The organism is Cohnella endophytica (assembly GCF_003628305.1).
GTDB lineage: Bacteria > Bacillota > Bacilli > Paenibacillales > Paenibacillaceae > Cohnella > Cohnella endophytica.
The window spans coordinates 314,843-338,715 of record NZ_RBZM01000007.1 but is presented as its reverse complement, the minus strand read 5'-3'; the positions used below and the strand labels follow the sequence as shown (position 1 = coordinate 338,715).

Sequence of the window (23,873 nt, the reverse complement as noted above, 5' to 3'; positions counted from 1 at the left end):
TTATTTACTCCTTAACTGCTCCAGCCGTCATACCTTGAGTAAAGTACCGTTGGAATAATAAGAAGATCAACAGCATCGGAATAGCGGCGACGGTAGCGCCCGCCATTTTATATGCGAAGTTCGGATTCAGATCTTGCATCAAGGTAGCGGTACCTACCATCAAGGTTTTCATCGATTTCTCTTGGCCGATGACCAATTGCCACAAGTAATCGTTCCATACTTGAACGAAATTCAGAATGAATAGCGCGCCTATACCCGGTTTTACGATCGGTAGCATGATCTGGAGGAAAGTTCTCCATTCCCCCGCCCCGTCGATTCTCGAGGCTTCTCTTAAAGCATTGGGAGTCGCGTCGAAGAAACCTTTCAATAAGAACACTCCGAATGCCGTGGCCACGTTCGGCCAGATCATTCCGTTGTAGCTATTGACCATCCCGAACTCTTGGGTAATGCGGAACAGAGGTACGATCATAATCTCTTTAGGAATCATCAGGCTCGAAATAAAAATAACGAAAATGAGGTTTCTGCCTTTGAATTTAAGCTTTGAGAAGGCGTATGCGGCCATCGCTCCCACGACAATGACAAGAATCGTGGATACTCCGGACACGAACAAGCTGTTGAAGGCCCATCTTAAAGCCGGTTGGCTCTTAAAAATATCGACGTAGTTATCGAACGTAATCGTCCTCGGCCACCAGTCGGGCGGCATCTTCACGACATCGGAGCTGTTCTTTAGCGAGCTTGTAAACAACCAGTACAAAGGGAATAGGCTGCAAATTGCGAAGATAAAGACGACCGCATTGGATAGGACGTCGAATCGTTCCATCTTCTTCTTGTTGTTCGTTTTATGGGACATGCGGATTACCCCTCACTTCTCCTTAATCAAGCTTCTTAGCTGAGGCACCGACAACAACAGCGTAATCAGGAACATAATGACCCCTACCGCGGAAGCTACGCCGAGCTGATTATACTTAAAGGCGTTATTGTAGAGATAATACATTAGCGTCACCGAGGCATTGTTAGGTCCGCCCCCGGTCAGGAGCTGGATCACGACGAATATTTTCAGGACGGCGATAATGTTGATGATCGTAATATAGATCGTCGAGGACTTGACCGATGGAATCAGGATTTTGCGAATGACTTGCCATCTGCTGGCTCCGTCGACTTCGGCGGCTTCGAACAGATCCTTGGGTACTCCGATCATCGCGGCGATGTACAGAATAATTGCTTGCCCTACGTTTGTCGCGAAAGTTACGAATATAATAACCGGCAGAACCGTCTGTGTTTTCCCTAGGAGATTAACCGTTCCCAGACCCATTTCCTGAGAAAAATATGAAATCAGCCCGTTGGCGGGATTCAGAAGAAAGCTCCACACCATGCTCATGACAACCATGGAGACCATTACGGGCACGTAGTAGGTTCCTCTGATGAACGAAACGTACTTGGCATTTTTGTCGAATACGGCGGAAGCGACGAACAACGCGAAACCCACCGTGAGAATGACGATAAAGACAACGAAAACAACCGTGTTGGTGAGCGCCTTAAAGAAAACGGGATCGTTAAACAGCGTCGTGTAATTAGCCAATCCGACGAACTTTTCGTTCTGATAATTAATCTGATACAGGCTTAGCCTGATTCCTTCGATAATCGGATAGACCAAGAAGATCAAGAAAATCAGCATTTGAGGCAAGATAAACAAATACCCGGTCAAACCTTCTCTGGTGGATTGATTTCTTAGTCTCATATTGGTTTACCTCTCTAATCGTAAGCCCCGGAACCTTGACGGTCCCAAGGCTAACGATCGCTTTTGTTGGTTAACTTACTGGTTTCCGTAAATGACGGAGTTCGCTTTGTTCGTTTGAATGACTTTGTTTCCTTTGGTCTGATATTCCTTTACTGCCCGCTCCGGAGTCGAGGCTCCCATATACAAAGCCTGAAGCTCGGGATAAAGAACTTCCCTTAGTTGGCTATATCCCGGAACGTTGCCCGTGAAGTTGAACAGGTATTTGGAATTGGCATCGTAAGCTGCGAATAGCGGCTTCTCGCTCTTGAATTCCTCGGCAACCGAGCTTCTTACGGGAATCGCGTTCTTAGAGGATTTGACCAATTCCGGGTCGGTGGAGAAAAATTTCACGAAATCTTTCGCCACTTCCATTCTTTTCTCGTCTTTCGTATTGAATACGCCTGCTCCGGTCACATATGTGAAGGACAACGGATCTCCGCTTTCGGATGGGATATTGGCAAGCCGCGCATCGAACTTCTTGAGTTTGCCGCTTTCCATATCCGCCTTCGTGTTGTTGAACAACACAGGGTTCGTGAAGCTGATCGCGAGCTGTTGGTTCTGGAACATCCCGTTCACGTCATTGGACGATACGGATTCCGGACCCGGGTTCGTATAGCCGGCGTCTTTGATTTTTTTCAACCATGCCGCGGCTTTAACTCCATTCGCGTCATCGAGAACGATATTGCCTTGATCGTCGAAGAATTTGTTGCCGAACATTCTCAGATAAGCAAGGTTCCATGTGTCCCCTTGGTTATTCATGGCGTACAGCGCCATCGGATAAGCATTGGAATACTTGTCCTTCGGCAGATTGTCTTTGAGACCTTTCAGAATTTCTTCGTATTCCGCAAGCGTCCATGTTTTGATTTCCGTATCTCCGCCTACGAACTTCTCCAACCCGGCCGCTTTGAACATATCCGCGTTATAGACCAACGTGCCCGGATTATTCTGGAACGGATAGAAATAAACGTCTTTGCCGAAGGTTACCGAATCCCAGTAGCTCTGGGCAATATCTTTTTTCGAAGCATCGTCCACGATATCGGTCAACGGTGCCAATGCGCCGCGATGAACGTAATCGCCTAATGCAAAAACGCTTTCAAAAATGACATCCGGGGGCGTTCCGCTACTCAAGTTGACGTTGAGCAGTTGATCGCGCTGATCGCCCGCAATGACTTCTACGTCTACTTTGGCATCGTATTTCGAATATTGAGCCGTAAATTTCTCTGCCGCGTGTTTGAAAAAACTGTCGTAATCCGCGCCCGGTTCCGTGGCATCCAACACGCCCTTCCACTGAGGCGTCAACCACACCTTAATTGCTACTTTTTCTTTTTTCCCGGAGTCTCCCGCATTATTTCCGGCTTCATTGTTCTTGCTTGAGCAGCCGGCCATAATCGAAGTCAATAGGATAAGAGCGACAATCGTAACCAGAAAGCGTTTGCTGTTCATCTATGCATCTACCTCTCGTTGTATAGGATCAAGACCCATGCTCGTACTTATTACGCGTTCCGTTGAATCGCCTGATCGATCAGGATTACAATGTCGTCGATTCGGCTTGCATCCTCTTCGGAGATTCCTTCAAGCGGCGCTCTAACGCTGCCGACATTTACGCCTCTCCTCTTAAGAACCTCTTTAATTACCGCGTACATGGATCCATTCTGCGAGCATAACGCGATAATGATGTCGTTAATATCGCTCTGAATGCGCTTCGCTTCCTCGAACTTTCCTTGTTGGACGAAACGGTTAGCCTGCAAGAACAACTCGGGCATCGCTGCATAGGTACCGCCGATTCCCGCGTCCGCGCCCATGATTCTTCCGGCGACGAATTGTTCGTCCGGGCCGTTAAATACGACAACGTCGTCTCCGCCCACTCTTTTGAATCTTTCGATATCGATAGTCGGCATCGATGAGTTTTTAACCCCGATGACCTTCTCGTTCGCGAGGAGCTTCTCGAACAACGCAGGCGTTAACGAATAGCCCGTAGTCTGCGGAATGTTATAAATGATGAAATCCAGAGGAGTCGCGTCGATAATCTCGCTCCAATATTTATACACCGCGCTGTCTGGCAATTTGAAATAAATCGGCGGTATCGCGGATAAAGCATCATATCCGAGCGTAGCCGCATGCTTCGCCAGTTCGATGCTGTCTCTCGTGGATGGCGCACCCACGTGGGCGATCAGCGTCATTTTCCCTTGCAAGCGATTCGCTACATAGCTCAGCACCGCTTTGCGTTCGTCCAGGTTTTGATAAATGCACTCCCCGGAGCTTCCCCCGACATACACCCCTTGAACTTCTTTCTCAAGCAAGTAATCGCACAGATCTTTCGTTCGAGATTCTGAGATATTTCCTTGATCGTCATAGCAGGCATAGAAAGCCGGTATGATGCCTTGGAATTTAGCTAATCTCAATGAACTCCCCTCCTGGTGTCTATAATTGTTTTGGCACTAACAACATATCATTAAATTTCGGGATTGTAAATTAATTTCACCAATATTAATATAGTGAAAAACATTTCCACCACACTATATTCCAAATGAACTTATCCCGCCCAAATGCGACGAATGAGGAGGGCTGCGTCCTTCTTCCGGTTTAGTATGGATTACTGTTTCCGCTGCTATGCGCGGCGCAAATAAAAGCCCATTAGAAGAAGTTCTCCTAATGGGCTTTCTGGGCGAATGTATCTTATAAGGGACCTGCTGCAGCATTCACTGCCGCAACCAACGCGGCAATCTTGTCAGAAAGATTATGCGGACTGCTGTTTATTGAAATTTGATATAATCGATCATCGTCCAGCCTGTTCCCGTGGCGTTTTTCTGCTGGATTTTCACCGTATGGCTTCCTGCCGACAACCCGCTGATCGAGAACAAGGTTTGACCGAAAATATCCGTTCCGTTCTTCTGGCTGAACGTTCCTTTGGAAACGCCGTCGACGAACACTTCGATTTGCCCGCCGTCGGGGCCCTTCCATCCATATCCCTCTACCTTGGTTCCGGTAAACGTGTATTGACCGTATCCTCCTACTCCGTCATTGCCGTGCGCGGTCGACAGATAACCTGCCGGCTCCGCGTAGTAGGCCCAACCTCCGCCATAAGTCCACCCGGAGGCGTTATCGTCGACCGTCGTCCAAGGAACAGGCGGAGAAGTCTGAACTTCCAGGAATAAATAGCCGTAGGCCGGCAACGTGACGCTGTAGCTGCTTGAACTAATGGCCGTGCCGCTTCCGCCGGTAGCCAGATTTACCGGCGTCTGAGGAACCGTGATTCCGCTATCGGTCAAATTGACGGTAATCGTAGCCGATGCGTTTTTGAAATTGTAAATGTTAAGCACCGATTTCGTGCCGTCCGCGCTTGTCCGTATTACGGCGTAGTATTTCGAATCGCTTCCCGTAGACAATCTCTTCCGCGATGCATTGGGGGCTTCCGCCGGAGAAGCTTGCAAGGCTTTGAACACATTGTCGTACTTGGTACGGTCGGCCGTCGACAACAGGTTATATACTTGTTGGATGTCCGTCGAATAGAACGCTCCGCTACCCGCCATCACGGCGGCATCAAGCGCCCTCTGATCGCCCGTCAGCGCGGTATCGTAGAGCGACCACGCGAGGACTCCCTGGCCTTTGGCCCTGCGCGGATCGAGATAGGCGGCGAATTGATTCTCGAGATCGTTCACGGTCGACGTGCCTTTCATGACTCTGGTGGCGAAAGATTCCGTGTCGTTGTCTCCGTTTATGAGAATATGGGTAAATCCGAAGGAATCGCTCCAAGTCTGATTGGTATATGCCCCTGCCGTTCCCTCGGCATTCAGCAGCTTGGAATTGGTCGTATACGTTTGAGGCAGCGTAATCAGAATATCCTTCTCGTCCGCGGCCGACATTCCCCAGAAGTCGCCGGGAGCATCGAATTCGAATCCGTCGACTCCCTTGTCCATCCAGAACTTGAGCACGTTCTTGGCATAATCGCGCCCTTGCTGTTTCGCATAATCCAATGCGGGCATGCCCCAGCTCGTCGCATAATAACTGTTCGCCAAGCTGCTCCATGCCCAGCCGCCGTTCGGAGGTACGGAGCCCGTGTTCGTAGTAGACCAACGGAACGTGTTAGCCAAGGAGGAATTAACGCCGTTCTTCTTGTCGTTCTGCGCTTGAACCCAGTCCGGGTTCGTCGTGTGGACGAACAACAGGCCGATATACATCGTCACTGTAATTCCCGCGTTGTGCGCGGCCGTCACCATATTCGCGAAATCGGTCAACGTTCCGGTATTGGAATTGACGTTGTAGAAATCGACCGCCGGTACTCCGCGCCATTCGCTAGAGGCCTTGTAAGGACAATAAGTCATCAGATTGTTCACGCCTCGCGCGGAATAATACCCGCTTTGAACGTTCGCCGTAAGACTGGCAAAAGTGGTCGAGCCTTCCCGGACATAGTAATAGTAGGAGCCGTTTTGCTTTTGGAAGGCGTTGGTCGGCACCGCGGCATCCGCACGATCCGGGCGCTGCCCCCAACCGGCAACTAACAATAACGCGGACAGAAGCAACATCAAGCCTTTGTTCATCCCTTGTTTCAAATGAATCTCCCCCTTATGGAATGATATTCCTCATGCCTTCGGTTACCTTATCGTTACTCATGAATGCCTCTATCTCTTCCAACGTCGGAATGGACTCCTGCGCGCCGGCTCGCGTGACCGCGATAGCCGCCGCCGCCGAAGCGAACGCAAGCCCTTCCGCGATGGGCATTCCCTTCGCGGTCGCCGACGCAAGCGCGCCGATGAACGTATCCCCGGCTGCGGTCGTATCTACCGCTCGCACCCGGTAGGACGAAGTCGCGACTCCGATCGCCATTCCTTGCGCTTTGTACAGCGAGCCCCGCTCCCCCAGCGTCAGAACGACCGCCGCCGCTCCCCGCTCAAGCAGCCTGTCAGCCGCAAGCTCTGCGGCGGCGCCGTCCGCGACGGCAATCCCCGTGAGCAGCTCCGCTTCGGATTCATTCAGAACGAGCAAGTCGATCCAACGATACGCGTCTTCCGGGAGGAGGAATGCCGGCGCGGGGTTGAAGATGACCCTGACGCCGTTCCCATGCGCTTGCTCCATCACTTCCCGCGTTACCGGCCATGGAATCTCGTTCTGCAGCAGTACCGAATGGGCGGCAAGCAAGCCTGGAAGCATGCGGTCCACGTCGGCTGCGCCCAATTGTCCATTAGCCCCGGCGGACAAAATAATGCTGTTGTCTGCCGTGTCGTCAACCGTAATGAACGCGATCCCCGAAGTCCCGGGTTTCACGGCGACGGAACTCGCGTCGACCCCGTTCTCGGTAAGCGTTCGCTTAAGCTCGACGCCGAAGCCGTCTTCGCCGACCGCGCCGAACAAGGCGATGTCTCCGCCCGCCAAAGCTGCCGCAACGGCCTGATTGGCGCCTTTGCCTCCGGGATGATACGTCGTGCTTAAACCGTGGATCGTTTCTCCCGGCTGCGGGTGTCGGACTACGCGGTTTACGACATCCATGTTTATGCTGCCGACGACGGCAATCTTAGCTAAGCCGCTCACAGTCCCCTCACTCCGAACCGCCGATAGTGGGTATGACTTCCTCCCGCATTGGAGAAGCCGACTTGACCATGAAGATAAGGAGCTTCCTCGTCCGTATACACGAGAATCGGCTTATCGTCCGCGAACAGCTCGATCCGGTTGGCTACCGCGACAACCGCCAGCTTGCAAACTTCGCCGTGCTGCCATGCGAACGGAGCGGAAGCCAGCTCGCGATATTCGCCGTCGTCGTTCTTATACAGAACCGCTCTTCCGTCATGAGCCAAACCCGCCGCATAGGAGCGAAGACCGCCCTGAACGCGGAATTGAATCCGGTGGTCGGCACCGATCTGCGGAACGACTTCGGCTTCGAAGGCGTAATCGTTCCACTGCAGGTCACCGGTATAGCACTCCGCCGTCTCCCCATGGAAGGAACCGCTAAGTTCTCCGTCCTCCAACGTCCACAGCCCGCGCAGATACGTGAACTGGCTTACTTCGACATGCAGCGGATTCCAAACCTCCAGACGCTCTTGAGCAAAATCGATCGAATAATTCGGCTTACCGGTAAAATCGAAGTCGTCGATGTAGGCGATTAGATGGTGCGTATACATGATGCTCTCCACGGGGATGAACTCGATACCCGCTTGCTCCAGACATACTCCGTTCATCGAAGGAATGTCGTAGCTTAGCCGGGTCCAAACGCCTTCGGAAAGCTCGCTCTTCGCGCCGTAATGCCTGACTCCGGCGTTGCCGTCCTTCACGTAGAGCCTTGCTTGTATCTTGCAACCGAGCCCGGGCGGCACCATCACTTTGGCTTCGATCGTCTGTCCCGGATAGAGAACCGGAGAGAAGCTCGGATCGTAACGGCTGTCGTTGAAATCATCCGGCCGGTAATACGTTTGGTGGTACGCCCGGAAGCCGTGACCTCCGACGATCCGGTCGAACATGACCTTGAGCGAGCGGGTGCCCGAAGCCGCCGCTTCCTCCGTATTGCGGACCGTGCCCGTTACTTGCCAATCGGCATCGGAATCCAACCGAAAAGCATGCGTCGAGCCGGGATATTCGAAATGGAACCGGGAAGCCGTTCCCTCGACGACGTCGGCCCAACGCTCCGACGCCTCTTCGCCCGCAACCTTGTAGCCGATTCGCGCAATGTACGAAGCGCAGCCGGGAAGATCTACGATATTCAGCGCGCCGATAACGGTGGAGCAGCAGAGAAAATCGTTGATCGGCTTGCGCCAGCTCTCGTCGATTCCCGCTATTCCGTTCCGCACGCCGATAATCGTGCCGACATTGGCGACGTTGCAATCCGTGTCCCAGCCGCACATGTTGCAAATATTTATGGACCGCGAGAAATCTCCTTCTCCGTAGAGCAGGGAGAGCACGATGACGGCCGAATTCGGAATGATATGGCAGACGCCGGGATGGCGGTCGTAGCCGTAATTCTCGAAGACGAACCGGTAGCAATCCCGCCAATTGCCGGGTTGGCTCGCGTGATAGGCCATAACCGCGCGAGTCATCCGCGCATAATCGCAATCTTCCGGAATAACCGACAGTCCGGCTTCGAGTATCGCGGTCATGTTCGTTTCGCCGAAAGCGGCCGCTATGCAGGCGGCTATGAACATGCCCCCGTACTTGCCGTTGCCGTCGTGAGTGACGCTGGCCATCTTCTCCGCGTATTCGGCCGCAAGAGACGGATTGCCAGGCGCAATCAGCCCCCATACGTCGATGAAAATCTGCCCGCCGATCTGTTCCGCGACCGTCTTACCGTTCTGCTGGATGGAGCCCGACCTCGGTGCCGGAATGCCGTTCTTCAAGTTCAGGTAAGCGGTATGCTCCGTGGAATTGCCATAACCGCCCCACCAGAAAAAGCCGTGACCGTCCGGGGCGTAATTCAACAACGTCTTGCCCATCTGTTCCGCGGTGATGTCCCGGGTATGCGTATAATCCTCCAATGCGCGAAGGAAAACCATCGGACCGTTGGTGTCGTCGTCGGCCGCGAAGTTCTTGAATTCGTGAACATAACCCGTAATCTCTCCGAACGTGCGCTCCAGACGCTCGTACGTCCAATTCTCTACGTTGCCTCCATGGCGCACGCCGATCACTTTCCCGAGCCATCCGGCGTATACCTTCTCTACGTAATCGACTGGCAGCTTACCCACTTGATTGGCCTCCCTCTCTTAATGAATGTCGTTCCAATTCGACTCAGCCTTTAATGCTGCCCTCCGTCATCCCTTCGATAAAGCGGCGCTGCAGGAACAAATACAATGCCATCATCGGTAGTACCGCAATGAGCCCCGCCGCCGATACCTTGCTCCAGTCGGAGCTGAAGCTGCCGACGAAGGTCAAGTAACGGGTCGATACCGTGCGAAGCTCATCCGATTGAATAAACGAGTTGGCGAAGAAAAATTCGTTCCAAGTCCACAGGCCGACGAGTAGCGCAACCGTGGAAAAGGCGGGCGCGGCAATCGGCAGGATGATCTTCGAAAAAACCTTTAACTCGCCGCAACCGTCAATCTTCGCGGCTTCGCCCAGCTCGTGGGGAATCCCGACAAAGTAAGAGCGAAGCAAGAACACGTTAAAGGGCAAGTAAATGCCGCTGTAGATGATAATTAAGCCCACGAGCGAATCCATCAGGTGGAGCTTCTGCCACATGAAGAACAGAGGAACCAAGAACAAGCCGAGCGGTACCGACATCGCGAACAAGAAAAAAGCCATGACCGTGCCTCGCCCGCGAAACTCGAACTTCGAAAGGCTATAGGCGGCGAGACCGCCGAGCATGCACACGATGACAATCGTTGCGATACCGACGCCGATGCTATTGCGGAAAGCTTCCGCGTAGTGGCCTTGCGTCCAAGAGGCCGTCAGATTATCCAGCGTCAGGCGGCTCGGAAGTCCGAAGGGCTTCGTCATGAACTCTTCCTTCGGCTTCAACGCGTTATTGACGAGGAGCAACAGCGGCCCGACCGCGAACAGAAAGACGAGGATCAAGAAGAGATGACTGATCGCCGAGGCGCGCGGTTTACGCGTCTTCATACGTCCCATCCCCTTTTTCTCAAAATGCCGAAGAGTGCCATAATGATTCCGCTCAGCAAGGCCATCGCCAGCGCAATCGTGCTTGCGTATCCGGGCATCTGGTTCTGCAACGCTTGCTTGTACATATAAGTTCCGATCAGTTCCGTCGCGTTCCCCGGACCGCCGTTCGTCATGACGAAGACGTAATCGAACGCGGCGAACGACCAGATCATCGTCATCATCAAGATGAGCGAGATCGTAGGACGCAGTTGAGGAAGCATGACGTGCCAGAAAATGCGAATTCTGCTTGCGCCGTCCACCTTCGCGGCTTCTTCTAGAGCGCGGTCGGTCTGATGAAGGGCGGACAGGAATAATACCATCAAGAAGCCCCAGTACCTCCACCCGTCTACCAACGCCACTGAGTACAACGCGATTTTCGGATTGCCGAGCCATAAGGGCACGTTCTGGATTCCCCATTGCTGCAGCACCGTATTAATGCCGAAGAAAGGATTGTAGATCCACGCCCAGATTTTGGCGCTGACCACGGTCGATACGATCTGCGGGAGGAAAAAGGCGGACCGGTAGAACATCTGGCCTTTCCCGGCCTTGCTAACAACGCTAGCGACGATAAGACCGAACACGACGGGAATCGTACAGAACAAAGCCATCCATCTGAAATTGTTCTCTAGCGCCGCGAAGAAGTTCGGATCCTTCATCAACGATTTATAATTGTCGGCTCCGATGAAATGCGGCGGCCGAATTCCGTCCCAGTCGGTCAAGGACAGCGCCAGCGTACCGACGGTAGGGCCCATGACGACGAACATCGTCATCAGCAGCGCCGGAAGAAGGAACATCCACGGAAGTAGGGCCTTCTTCCATTTCCTCTTGCGCGGCCGGACGCCCGGCGCAGCTTCCATGCGCGCGTTGGCGGTTACTTGCATAGACTTCGAGCCTCCTGCTCCTGCGACTTTCTTTAAAGTAAGCAAAACGCTTTCGTTGAATAGGGGGATGAGATCTTTTGACCGGGATTCGGCGACTGCGGGTGTTGGCTGCGGTAAGCTGCTAGCTTCGACTCCCTCTTGCTATAATCGAAAGAGTGGAAAAAATACAGCTAATCGAACACCATTCGCAGAAATTCGATCCTGAGTTGGAGAAAATACACTTAATTCCACTACCCACGGCGTTTATGGATCATTTCGAGAGAAATAGTTGTACATTTTCCAATAAAATATTGCTAAGCGACTGAGTAGGGAAAACAATTGTACTTTTTCCAATTCGTTTCTCTCGCTATCCCTTTACACCGAGCGATCGGATGAGAGTATAGCAAGTTTGATATCTATACTCGTCTGATCTTGTAAAAAAGGGAGAGCGGGCTCCCCCTCGGTTAAACCTCGTGTTAGTCTTCGAATTTGAACAGACGATCCTTTTGTTTGTCTTGCTCGAACGCTTCCTGAAGCTTGTTCATGAAGGTCTGAAGATCAGTCTGGCCAAGCCATACGGTTTCGATATTGCTGTAAGCGTACGTTTCCATGGACGGCGGCCAATACATCCACGCCGCGTATCCCGTCTGCTTCTTGCCCATGGCCTCGTTCAAGAGTTTGAAAGCTTTTTCGACATGCGGCTCGAGGTTATCGACTTTCATGTCGTTGATCGGAGTGAAGTTACCCAGCTTCAGAAACTTGCTGGCTTGCTCGGACCGGTTGATCCAGTCGATGAAGGCCGCCGCCTCGTCGGGGTTTTTCGTATTCTTGTTTACGCCGTAGGCTCCGCCTAATGCCAGCGGCAGGTTGGCTTCAACGCCGTCTTTCCACGCCGGCATCGTGAAGACATCCCATTCGAACGTCGGAGGCGTTTCTTCCAGCGTGCCTAGCAGCCAAGTTCCTTCCATCTTCATGGCCGTCTTGCCGCTATTGAATAGCGTCATGGAATCGTCCAACGTAATCGCTTGAGACTGCTTCGCGTTGATATATCCGGCCTTCCATAAGTCGTCCATCTTCTGGATCGCTTCCGTCACTTCCGGACTGTTCCAAGGCACGTTGCCCTTCAGCACTTCTTTGAACTTATCCGCGCCAAGCGTTTGGTTGAACGCCACCGACAGCCACCATTCGTTAGCCGCTTTGTAGTCGGAGCTGCCGAACGAGAACGGAATGATATCCTTGGCTTGCATCTGCTTGCATAAGTTGATTAGCTCATCGTACGTGTTCGGGATTTGCCAGCCGTTATCGCTGAACATTTGTTTGTTGTAGTAAACGACCAACGTTTCGTAAGGACCCGGTACGCCGTAGGGCTTGCCGCCCGACGTCATGGAACTGAGCGCCCAAGGATAATATCTTTCTTTCCACTTGTATTCCTCTCCGTACTTATCCAGCGGTAGCAAATACTTGGCCGACACGAAATCCTGCAAAGAGGACGGGCCGTTCATCGCGACGATGTCCGGGCCGCCGCCCGCCGCCAGCTGTTGCTTGGCAAGGCCTTCGGGATCCGCGTTCTTGGTCAGCTTGATGTGTACGTTCGGATATTTCGCCTCGAAGGTGTCTATCACTTCCGTCTGCATCGTATTCAGATACTCTTGACCGCCCTGATTGTTTAAGTAAAAGGTCAAATTCACCTGTTTCGCGGCCGCTTTCTCTCCGCCGTTGCCCTGCTTGTTCGACGAGCCCGCGTTGCATCCCGTTAGGAACACCAGCGCCGCTAACGTCGTGAATCCCCATTTGACCGTTCGGTTCATTTCTTTTCCTCCTATTGAATGAGAAGTAAGCGCTTCCTAAGAAGATTATCCTAGAAGCAGGCTCCCCTTCATACCCAACAACGATGACGAGTTACCCTCACGATTCTGATATCGGACCGTTCGTTTTAATAGGGACGATTACCCTGACCAGAAAACCTTTCGGCGCATTCGGAAGCAAAGTCAGACCGAAATCCTCCCCGAAATTCATCCGCAAACGCTGATGAACGTTCGGCAAGCCGATGCCTTCGGACGAGGATACGGACGTACCCCCGGATAGGCCCTCGAGCCGAGCCTGTAGCTCCTCCCGTTCGCGAATCCCCACCCCGGCACCTGTATCGGCGACCTCGATCATGACAAGATCTCCTTCCAAATAGGCGCGGACAACCACTTCCGCTTCCTCGCCCAACGGCTCTATTCCGTGCTGAACCGCATTCTCCACAAGCGGCTGCAGCGTAAACCGCGGAACACGGACCTCCTCGAGTCCGATGGGCAGATCGAATCGGAAGCGCACCTGCCCCCCTACCCGAAAATCGATTATGTCCGCGTACAGCGAAGCATGCTCGAATTCTTGCTTCAGCGTCGCCAGAGGCGTGCTGCGTTCGAGACTATACCGAAGCATGCCGGCTAGGGCATCGACGACGGCCGTGATCTCCCTTACTCCTCTATCCCGAGCAAGCCAGCCAACCGCGTCCAACGTGTTATAGAGAAAATGCGGAGTCACTCGCGCCTCCAACGCTTCGTATTGAGCTTCTTGCTGGAGCAGCTTCGCGTGGGCTTCCTTCGTCTTGGCCGTGAAAATATCGTGAATCAATTCCTCGATCCGACCTACCATCCGATTAAAGCTTCGGCCCAGCTTGCCGATTTCGTCATTGCTTTTGTAGGCGAACCGTTGCTGCAGGTCCCCCCGTTCGACGAGCGACATGGAAGCCTGAAGCTTGCGGATCGGCTTCACCAACTGGGTACGCAAGAAGAAGGCCACCGCGAGAATAGCTGCCGCCAAGACGATGCCGGCGACTAAGATGGCATTCCGATTATCGGTCATCTGACTGGAAATATCCGAATACGGGATGACGCCGTACAACGACCAACGCCCCTCTCCCGCGCTGCCGCGAATGACAAGCGCTCGATGGCCGTCGAGGCTATTCGTGAAGAAATAAGGACTATCCTGCTTGGAATCCGGCCAGGGCTCCCGGAATGGCACCCCCGTCTCCAAGGAGGGATGGAAGACATAGTTGCCGGCGGTATCCACAAGGAACAAGTACCCGTTCTGCAGGGGATGAACCTGGCGCAAGTACTCCTGAATCTGACTCAGATCGAGATCTACGACAACCATTCCCATCTTGGTTCCGTTCTCGGCGTTATAAACGTTCTGCGCGTAAGCGAGCAGCTTATCCTCCGAATCGGGAGGTAAAATGCCGGCATCGCTCATCTCGAGAATATTCCTGAACTTATCGACGTCATAGTTGCCCCCTGCGGGCAAATACCTGCCGAGACTATCTATTCGTCGGTAATTCGAACCGATGATCGTAATCCGGATAATATCGGGGTGGGTCAATGTCATCAATTTAGAGAAGCGGACGAACTCTTGCGTTCCGTTATAAATGACCGCATTCTCGTCGGGGACGGATGCGTCCATTAGCTTCTGAAAATCGGGGTAATTGGCGATCGTATCGGCAACGGTGGCGGCTTCGGTCACGAACCCGTCCAGCCGGGACTGCGCTTGGACAAGCGTCTGAAGCGTAGAATCGGTAATCTTGCTCTCCAGAATCGTGGCCGACCGTAAGTATACGAAAAAGCCCACGCCGAACAGCGGGAGCAGAGTCAAAACAAGCAGGGACGTCAGTATGCGCGCATAGATCGAACGGAAGCCCAACCTCATGATTCCCCCTTAGGAAGCGATCTGTATTCCAGAGGCGTCTTTCCGAAATGCCTTTTGAACAGGCGGGTAAAGTATTCCGGGTTGTCGTAGCCGACTCTCTTCGCTACGTCCATGACCTTCAGTTCGGTCATCTTGAGGATTTCCCCGGCTTTGTCCATTCGAAGCGCCATGAGATAATCGGTGAAGGTATTGCCCAATTCCTTGCTTACCATCCGGCTGAGATGCCCTTGCGATACGCCGATCGCTTGCGCGATCTCTTGCAGCGTAATCTCGCGTCTGTAATTTTCCTCTAGTATTTTGCGGAATTGAAGAAGGATATTAGGCGAAAGGTTTCTCCTGACGAGGCTGACCGTATTCGAACAATCCTTAAGGGCTTTCATCACGCCCGCTTCCAATTGCCCAAGCTCGGCTTCTGGTTGAAGCGCTTCCGCGATCGCGTTCACGAAGATCTCCGTCTGCTCCTCCATCCCCTCGATTACGCTCAATCGTTTGCGGAGCGACACCGCAAAGTCGGTCAAAAACGGAATGACGCGAACGACGCTCCCTCCCGCCCTTCCCCGAACTTCCGAGAGGAACCGGCTTCCCCATTGTTCCAAGCCTAACGAATCTCCGATCTCCAGGCTTTCCAGCAGCTTCGACTCTAAGCGCATGAGCGGCATGTCCCACTTGTGCTGAGGATGAAGCATTTGCCTGTAAGCGTCAGGTAGTTGCAGGGATTCGGCGGCAAGCCTTCCGAGCGTCTCCTCGAGCTTGTCCTTCCGAAGCGGCTTCAACAAGTAATCCGACACATCGAACCGAATCGCTTGGCGGGCGTATTCAAAATCCGCATACCCGCTTAGAATGACGGCCACAACGGACGGATAGTCGCGCTTCACTCGCTCCAGCAGTGCCAGCCCGTCCATTCTCGGCATGCGAATATCCGTCACGAGAATATGCGGAACTTCCGTTTCCATAAGGGCGAGCGCTTCTTCCCCGTTCGCCGCGGTGCCGACAAGCCGATAAGGCTCGCCGAGTTCATGAATAAAATTCGCCAGCCCTTCACGGACCCTGATCTCATCCTCGGCGATTAGTATTTTAACCATTGGTGCTCCGCTCCCCGGTATACGATGTATTAAGGTTTAAGATACAACAAAGCCCACGAAAGTTATAGCCCGTTCTTGGAAGAGCACAAGAAAAAACGGCACCCGGGGGGTACCGTTTCTTCGTCTAAGTCCTCTGATTCCAGGTTACTCGGCAACGCAATCGAGACATCTGGAGAGAACCTCGTTCTCTCCTTTCTCTACGATTTCGATAAATATTTCGGCGATTTCAGGGTCGAATTGCGCTCCCTTATTTTTGCGGATTTCAGCAATCGCGTAGTTGATATCGGTCTGCGGGCGATAGACGCGTCTCGAAGTCATCGCATCAAAGGAATCGGCAACCGCCATAATACGCGCAGCCAAGGGAATCTCCTCCGCCTTCAGCCCTTTTGGATATCCCTTCCCGTCATAACGTTCATGATGATATAAAATCATGTCCAGGATTCCGTTTTTCCGAAATTGAGAGATATGCTTGACCATTTCGTACCCGATAATCGGATGTTGCCGGATTCTCTCGAATTCTTCATCCGTCAATTTCGAAGTTTTCGATAGGATCGATTCGCCGACCCCTATTTTCCCGATATCATGCAGTAAGCCACCGGTGTGAATATCGTCGCATCGCTTATTCGATAATCGCATTGCTTTCGCTACACATAAGGCATAATAAGCCACGTTCTCCGAATGGCTGGCCGTATAAGGATCCCTTGAATCCAAGGATTTCGCGAGCGCGAGGGTTAAGTTCAGCGTATTTTCCTTTTCCCTCTTATAATATTTAATCGCGATCGATACGCCTATAATAGCCAAGCAATACGTCAGGCCTTGAAAAATAATGACGAGAATGTGCGGAGAATCGAAAGGCGCAAAATAATAGTAAAGGCTTGTCAGGATAGCGGCGATTAAGACTTGAACGAATAGGTTCCTCCAGAATACGATACCCGCGAAAATAATGTTAAGAAGATACAATCCCATTAGATTTTTGTCGCGGTAGAGGTCTCCGTCGATCCATATCGTAATAATCAAAAAAACGCAATATAGGGCAGTGTAAACGAATCGATTGTTCCTTAGGTTTGACATCCCGATCGTTCCTTAGGTTTGACGTCTGGTTTATACTTTGAATCGAGCGACGATATCCCGCAGTTCTTCCGCCATTCTAGACAAGGAAGAAGCCGAGGATGCGATCTCTTCCATCGAAGCCAGTTGTTCTTCCGTAGATGCCGCTATTTTCTTCGACTCTTCCGCTACATTCTTAGACCCTTCCGAAATGTTCTCGATGGAATGGACCACTTGTTCCGTACTCGCGGATATTTGCTGGGAAGCCGCCGATATTTCCTGGACTTGGTCCGAAACCTCGTCTATGTTGATCTTGATTTCTCCGAATAATTTGCCCGCCGCATGGACGGCTTGAATTCCTTCGGATACCTCTTTAACTCCTAGTTCCGTCGACTTAACCACCAGCTGCGTACTATTCTTAATCGTTGCCACTACCTCAGCGATTTGTCCCGCCGACTGAGCCGATTGCTCCGCCAGTTTCCGAACTTCGGTCGCGACTACGGCAAACCCGTGTCCTTGTTCTCCCGCTCTGGCAGCTTCGATCGCAGCGTTTAATGATAATAGATTCGTTTGCGCCGCGATCTCCGATATGAGCTCCACCATTTGCTCGATTTCATCCGAACGCTGTTCCATTTCGGTTACGGCCTTCGCCAAATGGTTCATCGTTTGATGAATCGCGTCCATCTGCTTAACCGTTAATTGTATGGTTTGATTTCCTTCCATCGCTTTTTGGGCGGTTTCTATGGAGAGAGCTGACGTCATTAGCGCGTTCGAAGCAATTTGTTGTACGCCGGAAGACATCTCGTTCATGGCCTGTACGCTTTCGCCCACGTTCTGCGATTGCATTTCCGCGTTTCCGGTCACGCCCTGGATGTTCAACGTTATGGTTTCCGAGGTCTGGCTGGATTGTTCCGCGCTTGCCGTTAGTTCCTCCGAAGATGAAGCGACGTGTTCGGAACTCATGCTAATTTGTCGAACCAAATTCCGTAGATTATCCGTCATCTGCTTAAACGATACCGCTAACAAACCGATTTCGTCTTTTCTTTTCAAAGTGACGTCTTTCGCCGTCAAGTCGCCCGATGCGATCCGCTCCGCGACCTCAGCTATGGCTACAATGGGTTTGGATATTACCCGCGAAATGAAGTAGCCGATCGCTATCGCTAAAATAAAGGCGAGAATAGTCAATGTAGCCACGTTCGTGACGGCCGTATCGACGATCGTATTGTTCTTCTTGCTCGCTTCGTTCATTGAATTCAATTGATATTCCGCAAGCTTGTCCGCAATCGGATCAAGTTGCCTTCCTAACGGCAATACTTCGCTCATGAAGTATTCCGTCGTTCGGGTTACGGACTGATGCTCTTGAATCATCCCTATCAGTTGCTCGTATTTTTGTTTGAACTCTTGGTTTTTTGCTTCGAGCTCGTGCAGCTGTTCTTTAAACTCGGCAATTCGGGCTAATTCATGGGTTTCTTCGATTAAACGGGTTGCGTTATCATAGGCTCTATTTAATCGTTCCAGGAAGTCCGCATCCTGGTTAATGATATATCCTCGCAAGGAGCTGCTTTCTTTTGAGACTTCAACTTGGATTTTGAGCATGTTGGATAAAATCACGGCACGCCTCTCAATTAAATCGGTACTCGAGACGTCGATTTTCTTCAGGTAGTATGAAGCTATCCCACCGGTTATCGCCAAGAGCACGGCAATAACTAAGAACGAACCCACTAATTTTTTGCCGATCGTCAATTTCCCGATCAACTTGTATTTATTCGATAAATCCATGAAGATCACCCCGTTTTTTATTTTCTTCCACAACGTTTCGGATTTTGCAGAAAAAGCCCCCATTCCAGGGAACTAAGAGGAGATCGACAGGAAATATTTTAGTATTGACAACCTCTTATAGACACTATGATATAGAAGCCCCACCCTCTATACAACCCCATTCTTTGACTTTTTTCGACAAATTTCGCAATTTTCCATGCAGAAAAACGCCCTTTAGGAAAAATCGCCTAAAGGACGCCGTAATTGCTATCCGTCTACATTCCCGAACCTCTAAATTAAGGGTTTAGAGCCTTGCGAATAGCATACTCGATTTGATCCAGAGGATCGTTCGATCTAAGGGGCTCCGTAGTTTTTTCTTTGTACAATCCCGAGTCGAGCGCTGATTGTTTATTTACGGAACGGTCGTCTTCTACTAACTTTTGCAGCAATGTTTTGTCGCTATTGTTCATCTTCGTAGTTAGGGCGCCATAAGCAACGGCTACCATATCGTCGCGTAGAAATGGCTTTTTCTCGGTCAGCAGCTTGGCATCCTTGCCGTCCAACAATCCGCTTTTCACCGCTAACTCCATCGCATTGGCGGGTTCTGCTTGACTATACCCTAGCGCCCGTAAAGTCAGCGCGATAAATTGAGCTCCGCTCATCGTTTCTTCCGGAGCGAATTGGGAATTCGAAATTCCTCTTACTAGCCCCTTACTATTCGCATACGCGATAAACGCAGCGGCCCAATGTGACTTCTTAACGTCGGTAAAAGCCGGTTTTCCGCCGGCCGTCTTCGCCTTGTCTTCCCAACCGAGCAATCGAATGAGCATGACGGATCCTTGAGCTCTTGTAAAAGCTTTATCCAGCTCATAACCGTCGTTCGTACCCTGGAATAGCCGCATTGCCTTTAACGTATCCGCTTTTTGTTGATTCATAATCTCATTGGCTCCGAAGACCATTGATTTGGTAAGGAGCAACGCCAAGACGAACGCGGCCAGCACAATATTCCTTCTGTTCAGGAGGGGTAAATATCTCAAGGTCCTACCTCCTGCTGCCCTACGTACTTCATGCTACTAGGATCGACAACATAAACTTTGCCTGCCAACTCTTCGAAAAAAGGATCGGAAGCTCCGTTTAAGTCCCAGCTAAAGCGCATGGAAATATTGCTCATGCTTCCGGCCCGATCGACCGTGCGCGTCAGTTTAATCGTTTTCCAGCCTCCGGAGTAATCTTTGACAACGCTGTTTCCTTCTAAGGTTTTGCCTGTAACAAACTCCGTGGAAAATATCTTATCCTGGTTAGCGTCCGCATAATTATCCCAGGAAAATCCATTAGACAACCCTCGCGCAAACGAAGTCCCCTCATCGACTCGAATGAATTCTTCTTTCATTCCGCCCGCTGTCCCTAAGATGACGACCCCGTATAAGACGTGAATCGGCTGAGAGTCATTGTTTTCCGGGCTATCGACAGGGTAAGCGAGAAACTCGGCGGCATATTGAACTTTAACTTCGTCAAAGTCGTATTGTAGCTTGCCCGAATCGTCGGTCAGGCTCTTTCCTTCGGCAGAAACCGTAGTTAGGCAAAGTAAGCCGTAGAACACGAGCGCGCAAATCGTGACGATACTGTAGTTCCTTCTCATGATAATAAACTCCTTATCGGCTAAAATAGATCCCTATACGTATTCTCTCGCCACCTTCCAATTCCTGCAAATTATTAAGGCGTCTTGGAAAAAGGAGCCGCCCAGTCTAATGATTAAGCTCATTAGAGGGCGGCTCCTTCTTATTCGCGTTGTTGCGTCTACCAATTGTTACCCGCACCTGAAGTCGTAAAGTTAGGCGAAGCGTTCAAGAACTTGCCCGACGGCGCACCTGTCACCGTATTGTTATTAAAGATTGAACTTCCGGTTGCCGTTCCTCTAACGTATACCCCATAGGTTCCGGCATTAATAATGGAATTGGATGCATAGGTGACCGATATGCCGGGTGCCGGCTCTTCGATAAAGATGCCCGAATAGGTGCTGTCTTGAATGGTATTGCCCGATACCGTTACGGCAAGGTTCTGAGCTTTGCCGTTGTTAGCTAACCAATAAGCCCAAATCGCGCCGATCTGATAGCCGTAATCCCGATGGGCGGAACCTGCTCTTAGAAGCATGTTATTTTGCACCGTCAAGGTGCCCGTCATCGATGGAGGATTAAAGTTGGTTCCGAAGGAAATCCCCGAACCGCTTAGTACGGTATCCGTGAGCAGGTTCCCAATAACCTTGTTGTCTTTACCTCCGTAGATTGCGATGTTATTCGCGAGCGTAGGAATTTGTACCGTATTGTAGCTGAACGTATTATTCGTATCCAGATAAGTGTCCGACCACATGGCCAAACCGTCGTCGCCGCTGTTGCGAATGGAGTTATTGGTCACCGTCGTATTGGTAGTACCGTAGTGGAGGTTTATTCCATCCGCCCATACGTTCCTTACTCTAGTTCCAGATATCGTTGCGGCATTCGTCTGATTGGTCAGCCAGAAGCCGACTTTGGCATGCTCGATCCAAAGGTTGGACAAGGTCGAGTTGGTTCCGTTGCCCTCAACGCCGGATACGCCATTGTAATCGTCTCTGATCAGATCGTTCGCGCTTATCTTGAAGTCGGACAGGGTCACGTTCCCGCCTCTCAAATAAATGCCCGCATAGTTACCCGATAGCGTCGAATACCAAATGCCCGCGCCTTTCATGGATACGCCGCTATCCAGATAAAGTCTAGTCCCGCTTCCATCGTAACCGGCGCCTCTATTCCCATTGTTTAAGTTAAAGGTGCCTGCGGGAATCCATACGCCTTTATACGTTCCGCCGGAATTTTTAACCGCATTTATCGCATTGTTAATGGCAGTCGTATCATCGATGCCATCGTTAGCTACCGCGCCATAGCTTGTTATGGAAACATAGTTGGCCGGCATCGTTAAAGCTGCGGGGATGGTTTCCGTTTCGATTAAATCGACGGTAACGCTTGCCGTTGAACTAAAATTAAGGTTAGAAGCATTTCTTTGAAGCTTGATGACCGTTCCGGCGGCATACTGCTTATCGAGAACGACCGACACTTCATCGTACATGCGATGCGGAGTCGTAGAGACGGCGTTCGGGTTGTTGGACCAGCGAATTTGATCGCCTTCCGTGCCCCATTCCCCATAATTCCAACTGTATTTGGACGTTAGATTAATATCTTTGTACAACGTTCCGCCGATATACATGCTGATTGCCGAATCGATTCCCGTACCGGCGGCGTTATCCGGTATGGAATATCTAATCGTTACGCCTTGCGCGGCTTTAGCCAAAGTAAATTGAACATATTGTCCCGCGGCCGTCAGCTTTACCGCTTTTCTCCCCGAAGCTTCCGAAGCTAAGTTCCCGGCCGTAGTGGAAGGGCCGACGATTGTACCCGTATAGGTTACGTCTTCTGCTTCATAAGTGTCATAAGGCATCGTTGCTCCATAAGATCCCGGGGATGGCGTCGGCGTCGGCGCCGGAGTTGGCGTTGGCGCGGGGACCGGCGCCAGATCGATTTTGTCCAGATTTACGTTCCCGGTGTCCGTCGTGTCGTATTTGTACATAATCGTATTACTGCCGGCATTTAAGGCTACCGTATCCACCTTAGTCGTCCAAGTGTCCCAATTCGAAGTCGCGATAAGCGAAGTCTGGTTTACTTTTGTTCCATTCACGTATAGGCTTAGCGTTTGCGTTGCGGTAGAACCGTTGGCATACCTTAAAGTTACGTAATAGTTATTCGCGGCGGCTACGCTTACGTTAAATTTCGCGGAGGCGTTCCCCTTGTTGGTATCCGTAAATCCGCCGACAAAGCCCGTTCCGCTATAGCCGGCGTGATCGTTAGCAACGACAGCGCCTCCAGCTAACGTTGCTGCTTCAGCCTCATAGGTTCCTGCCGGTGTCGGTGTCGGCGTTGGGGTTGGTGTCGGTGTCGGTGTCGGCGTTGGGGTTGGGGTTGGCGTCGGCGTTGGTGTAGGAGTAGCCGTGCCGGAACCGTATACTTCGAATTCGGCTACCTGACCTGCAGTCGAACCGGTATTGGCCGTGACATTCACTCTTACGTACCTTGCGGAGGCCGCCGTAAACGTAAGGGTGACCGTATTATCGGAGGTTGGATTAAACGTATAGGCCTGCGAAGCAATAAGCGTATTGTAGGTCGTGTTATTGGTACTTCCCAATACGGAGAGCGTCTGAGTTCTCGATCCCCAAGAAGCAGGAAGCTTAAGGACTACGGTTCCGATATTTTGCGCGCTTCCAAGATCTACGGTCAGCGTATTGGGATAAGAATTAGCCGCGCCTTCATAATAGCTTGAAGCATTACCGTCAACCGCATTGGCGGCAGGGAAGCCGGAATACGTATTGTTCGCGCTTATTGCTTTACTCAATGCCAGATTCGTACCTAAGGATATGTCCAGAGTAATCTTATCCAGATTTACGTTTCCCGTATCCGTAGTATCGAATTTGTAAGTTATCGTATTGCTGCCTGAATTTAATGCGACGGTCTCCGTCTCCGTGGCCCAGGTATTCCAGTCTGCGGTCGCCGGAAGCGAGATCTGTTTCAGTTTCGTTCCGTTAACGTATAGACTTAACGTTTGGGTTGCGCCGGTACCGTTCGCGTATCTTAATACGGTTGTATAGCTGCCTGCGGAGGAAGCGCTTACAGAAAACGCGGTCGAAGCGCTTCCTTTATTCGCGTCCACATACCCGCCCACAAAACCTGTTCCGGAGTACCCCGTATGATCGGAAGCGACTACGGCTCCGCCTGAACGAACTGCGGATTCGGCCTCGTAAGTCTGAGATGCGGCCGATACGACGGCCGTGAAAGAGACTTGAAGCGCCAGTATGGACAGTACGAGCAAATAAGCCAAGAACCTGTTGACCTTTACCTGTTTTAACATGTGATTACCTCCGTTATTTTAGATTTTTGAATGGTAAACTCACTCGTCCTCCTTCCCGCGTAGGGAGCCAAAGAATCGCTCATCCATTCCATTTTAGATATGTTTTCTCGAAAATAACTACTAAGTTGATGACCTATAAGGCTAGGATTGTGACAAAAG

Annotated in this window: 17 protein-coding genes; all 17 read right to left on the bottom strand. The window is 51.4% G+C overall.

Annotation, left to right across the window (positions count from 1 at the left end):
• Nucleotides 1-4 precede the first annotated feature (4 nt).
• The 17 genes from D7Z26_RS17475 to D7Z26_RS17395 all read right to left on the bottom strand — a co-directional run bounded on the left by D7Z26_RS17475 (nucleotide 5) and on the right by D7Z26_RS17395 (nucleotide 23,714).
• A complete protein-coding gene (locus D7Z26_RS17475) occupies nucleotides 5-850 on the bottom strand; it encodes a carbohydrate ABC transporter permease (RefSeq protein WP_120978273.1) in 846 nt (281 codons plus the stop codon).
• Between the two features lie 12 nt (nucleotides 851-862).
• A complete protein-coding gene (locus D7Z26_RS17470; protein WP_120978272.1) occupies nucleotides 863-1,738 on the bottom strand; it encodes a carbohydrate ABC transporter permease in 876 nt (291 codons plus the stop codon).
• Between the two features lie 75 nt (nucleotides 1,739-1,813).
• Nucleotides 1,814-3,220 carry an ABC transporter substrate-binding protein gene (locus D7Z26_RS17465; RefSeq protein ID WP_120978271.1) on the bottom strand — a complete coding sequence of 469 codons (1,407 nt, stop codon included), beginning with the start codon at nucleotides 3,218-3,220 and terminating at the stop codon, nucleotides 1,814-1,816.
• 50 nt (nucleotides 3,221-3,270) lie between these two features.
• The gene (locus D7Z26_RS17460; RefSeq protein WP_120978270.1) at nucleotides 3,271-4,179 is read right to left on the bottom strand and encodes a dihydrodipicolinate synthase family protein; all 909 of its coding nucleotides are present in this window, start codon (nucleotides 4,177-4,179) and stop codon (nucleotides 3,271-3,273) included.
• 351 nt (nucleotides 4,180-4,530) lie between these two features.
• On the bottom strand, nucleotides 4,531-6,327 hold the full coding sequence (locus D7Z26_RS17455) for an alpha-amylase family glycosyl hydrolase (RefSeq protein WP_120978269.1): 1,797 nt from the start codon (nucleotides 6,325-6,327) through the stop codon (nucleotides 4,531-4,533).
• 13 nt (nucleotides 6,328-6,340) lie between these two features.
• A complete protein-coding gene (rbsK, locus tag D7Z26_RS17450) occupies nucleotides 6,341-7,303 on the bottom strand; it encodes a ribokinase (RefSeq protein ID WP_233567002.1) in 963 nt (320 codons plus the stop codon).
• Nucleotides 7,300-9,441, bottom strand: coding sequence for an ADP-ribosylglycohydrolase family protein (locus D7Z26_RS17445; protein WP_199731729.1), 2,142 nt, complete (start codon nucleotides 9,439-9,441; stop codon nucleotides 7,300-7,302). Before D7Z26_RS17445 ends, rbsK begins: the two co-directional genes overlap by 4 nt.
• Nucleotides 9,442-9,484: 43 nt before the next feature.
• Nucleotides 9,485-10,315, bottom strand: a complete 831-nt coding sequence (locus tag D7Z26_RS17440; RefSeq protein ID WP_120978268.1) for a carbohydrate ABC transporter permease — start codon at nucleotides 10,313-10,315, stop codon at nucleotides 9,485-9,487.
• The gene (locus tag D7Z26_RS17435) at nucleotides 10,312-11,235 is read right to left on the bottom strand and encodes a carbohydrate ABC transporter permease (RefSeq protein WP_233567000.1); all 924 of its coding nucleotides are present in this window, start codon (nucleotides 11,233-11,235) and stop codon (nucleotides 10,312-10,314) included. The genes D7Z26_RS17440 and D7Z26_RS17435 overlap by 4 nt, the downstream gene beginning before the upstream one ends.
• Nucleotides 11,236-11,690: 455 nt before the next feature.
• Nucleotides 11,691-13,022: an ABC transporter substrate-binding protein gene (locus D7Z26_RS17430; RefSeq protein WP_120978267.1), complete on the bottom strand. Its 1,332-nt coding sequence runs from the start codon at nucleotides 13,020-13,022 to the stop codon at nucleotides 11,691-11,693.
• Between the two features lie 97 nt (nucleotides 13,023-13,119).
• Nucleotides 13,120-14,901 carry a sensor histidine kinase gene (locus tag D7Z26_RS17425; RefSeq protein WP_120978266.1) on the bottom strand — a complete coding sequence of 594 codons (1,782 nt, stop codon included), beginning with the start codon at nucleotides 14,899-14,901 and terminating at the stop codon, nucleotides 13,120-13,122.
• Nucleotides 14,898-15,983, bottom strand: coding sequence for a response regulator (locus D7Z26_RS17420; RefSeq protein WP_120978265.1), 1,086 nt, complete (start codon nucleotides 15,981-15,983; stop codon nucleotides 14,898-14,900). Before D7Z26_RS17420 ends, D7Z26_RS17425 begins: the two co-directional genes overlap by 4 nt.
• A gap of 144 nt (nucleotides 15,984-16,127) precedes the next feature.
• Entirely contained in the window at nucleotides 16,128-17,054 is a 927-nt protein-coding gene (locus D7Z26_RS17415; RefSeq protein ID WP_120978264.1) for an HD-GYP domain-containing protein, read from the bottom strand.
• A gap of 30 nt (nucleotides 17,055-17,084) precedes the next feature.
• Nucleotides 17,085-18,809: a methyl-accepting chemotaxis protein gene (locus D7Z26_RS17410; RefSeq protein WP_120978263.1), complete on the bottom strand. Its 1,725-nt coding sequence runs from the start codon at nucleotides 18,807-18,809 to the stop codon at nucleotides 17,085-17,087.
• 275 nt (nucleotides 18,810-19,084) lie between these two features.
• The gene (locus D7Z26_RS17405; RefSeq protein ID WP_120978262.1) at nucleotides 19,085-19,825 is read right to left on the bottom strand and encodes an S-layer homology domain-containing protein; all 741 of its coding nucleotides are present in this window, start codon (nucleotides 19,823-19,825) and stop codon (nucleotides 19,085-19,087) included.
• On the bottom strand, nucleotides 19,822-20,427 hold the full coding sequence (locus D7Z26_RS17400; RefSeq protein WP_120978261.1) for a hypothetical protein: 606 nt from the start codon (nucleotides 20,425-20,427) through the stop codon (nucleotides 19,822-19,824). Before D7Z26_RS17400 ends, D7Z26_RS17405 begins: the two co-directional genes overlap by 4 nt.
• Nucleotides 20,428-20,585: 158 nt before the next feature.
• Nucleotides 20,586-23,714, bottom strand: a complete 3,129-nt coding sequence (locus tag D7Z26_RS17395; RefSeq protein WP_120978260.1) for a discoidin domain-containing protein — start codon at nucleotides 23,712-23,714, stop codon at nucleotides 20,586-20,588.
• Nucleotides 23,715-23,873: the final 159 nt, after the last annotated feature.

Excerpts from the sequence above, each read along its gene's own strand:
- D7Z26_RS17475 (WP_120978273.1), bottom strand. The coding sequence starts at position 850 with ATGTCCCATAAAACGAACAACAAGAAGAAGATGGAACGATTCGACGTC.
- D7Z26_RS17470 (WP_120978272.1), bottom strand. The coding sequence starts at position 1,738 with ATGAGACTAAGAAATCAATCCACCAGAGAAGGTTTGACCGGGTATTTG.
- D7Z26_RS17465 (WP_120978271.1), bottom strand. The coding sequence starts at position 3,220 with ATGAACAGCAAACGCTTTCTGGTTACGATTGTCGCTCTTATCCTATTG.
- D7Z26_RS17440 (WP_120978268.1), bottom strand. The coding sequence starts at position 10,315 with ATGAAGACGCGTAAACCGCGCGCCTCGGCGATCAGTCATCTCTTCTTG.
- D7Z26_RS17435 (WP_233567000.1), bottom strand. The coding sequence starts at position 11,235 with ATGCAAGTAACCGCCAACGCGCGCATGGAAGCTGCGCCGGGCGTCCGG.
- D7Z26_RS17430 (WP_120978267.1), bottom strand. The coding sequence starts at position 13,022 with ATGAACCGAACGGTCAAATGGGGATTCACGACGTTAGCGGCGCTGGTG.
- D7Z26_RS17425 (WP_120978266.1), bottom strand. The coding sequence starts at position 14,901 with ATGAGGTTGGGCTTCCGTTCGATCTATGCGCGCATACTGACGTCCCTG.
- D7Z26_RS17420 (WP_120978265.1), bottom strand. The coding sequence starts at position 15,983 with ATGGTTAAAATACTAATCGCCGAGGATGAGATCAGGGTCCGTGAAGGG.
- D7Z26_RS17415 (WP_120978264.1), bottom strand. The coding sequence starts at position 17,054 with ATGTCAAACCTAAGGAACAATCGATTCGTTTACACTGCCCTATATTGC.
- D7Z26_RS17410 (WP_120978263.1), bottom strand. The coding sequence starts at position 18,809 with ATGGATTTATCGAATAAATACAAGTTGATCGGGAAATTGACGATCGGC.
- D7Z26_RS17400 (WP_120978261.1), bottom strand. The coding sequence starts at position 20,427 with ATGAGAAGGAACTACAGTATCGTCACGATTTGCGCGCTCGTGTTCTAC.
- D7Z26_RS17395 (WP_120978260.1), bottom strand. The coding sequence starts at position 23,714 with ATGTTAAAACAGGTAAAGGTCAACAGGTTCTTGGCTTATTTGCTCGTA.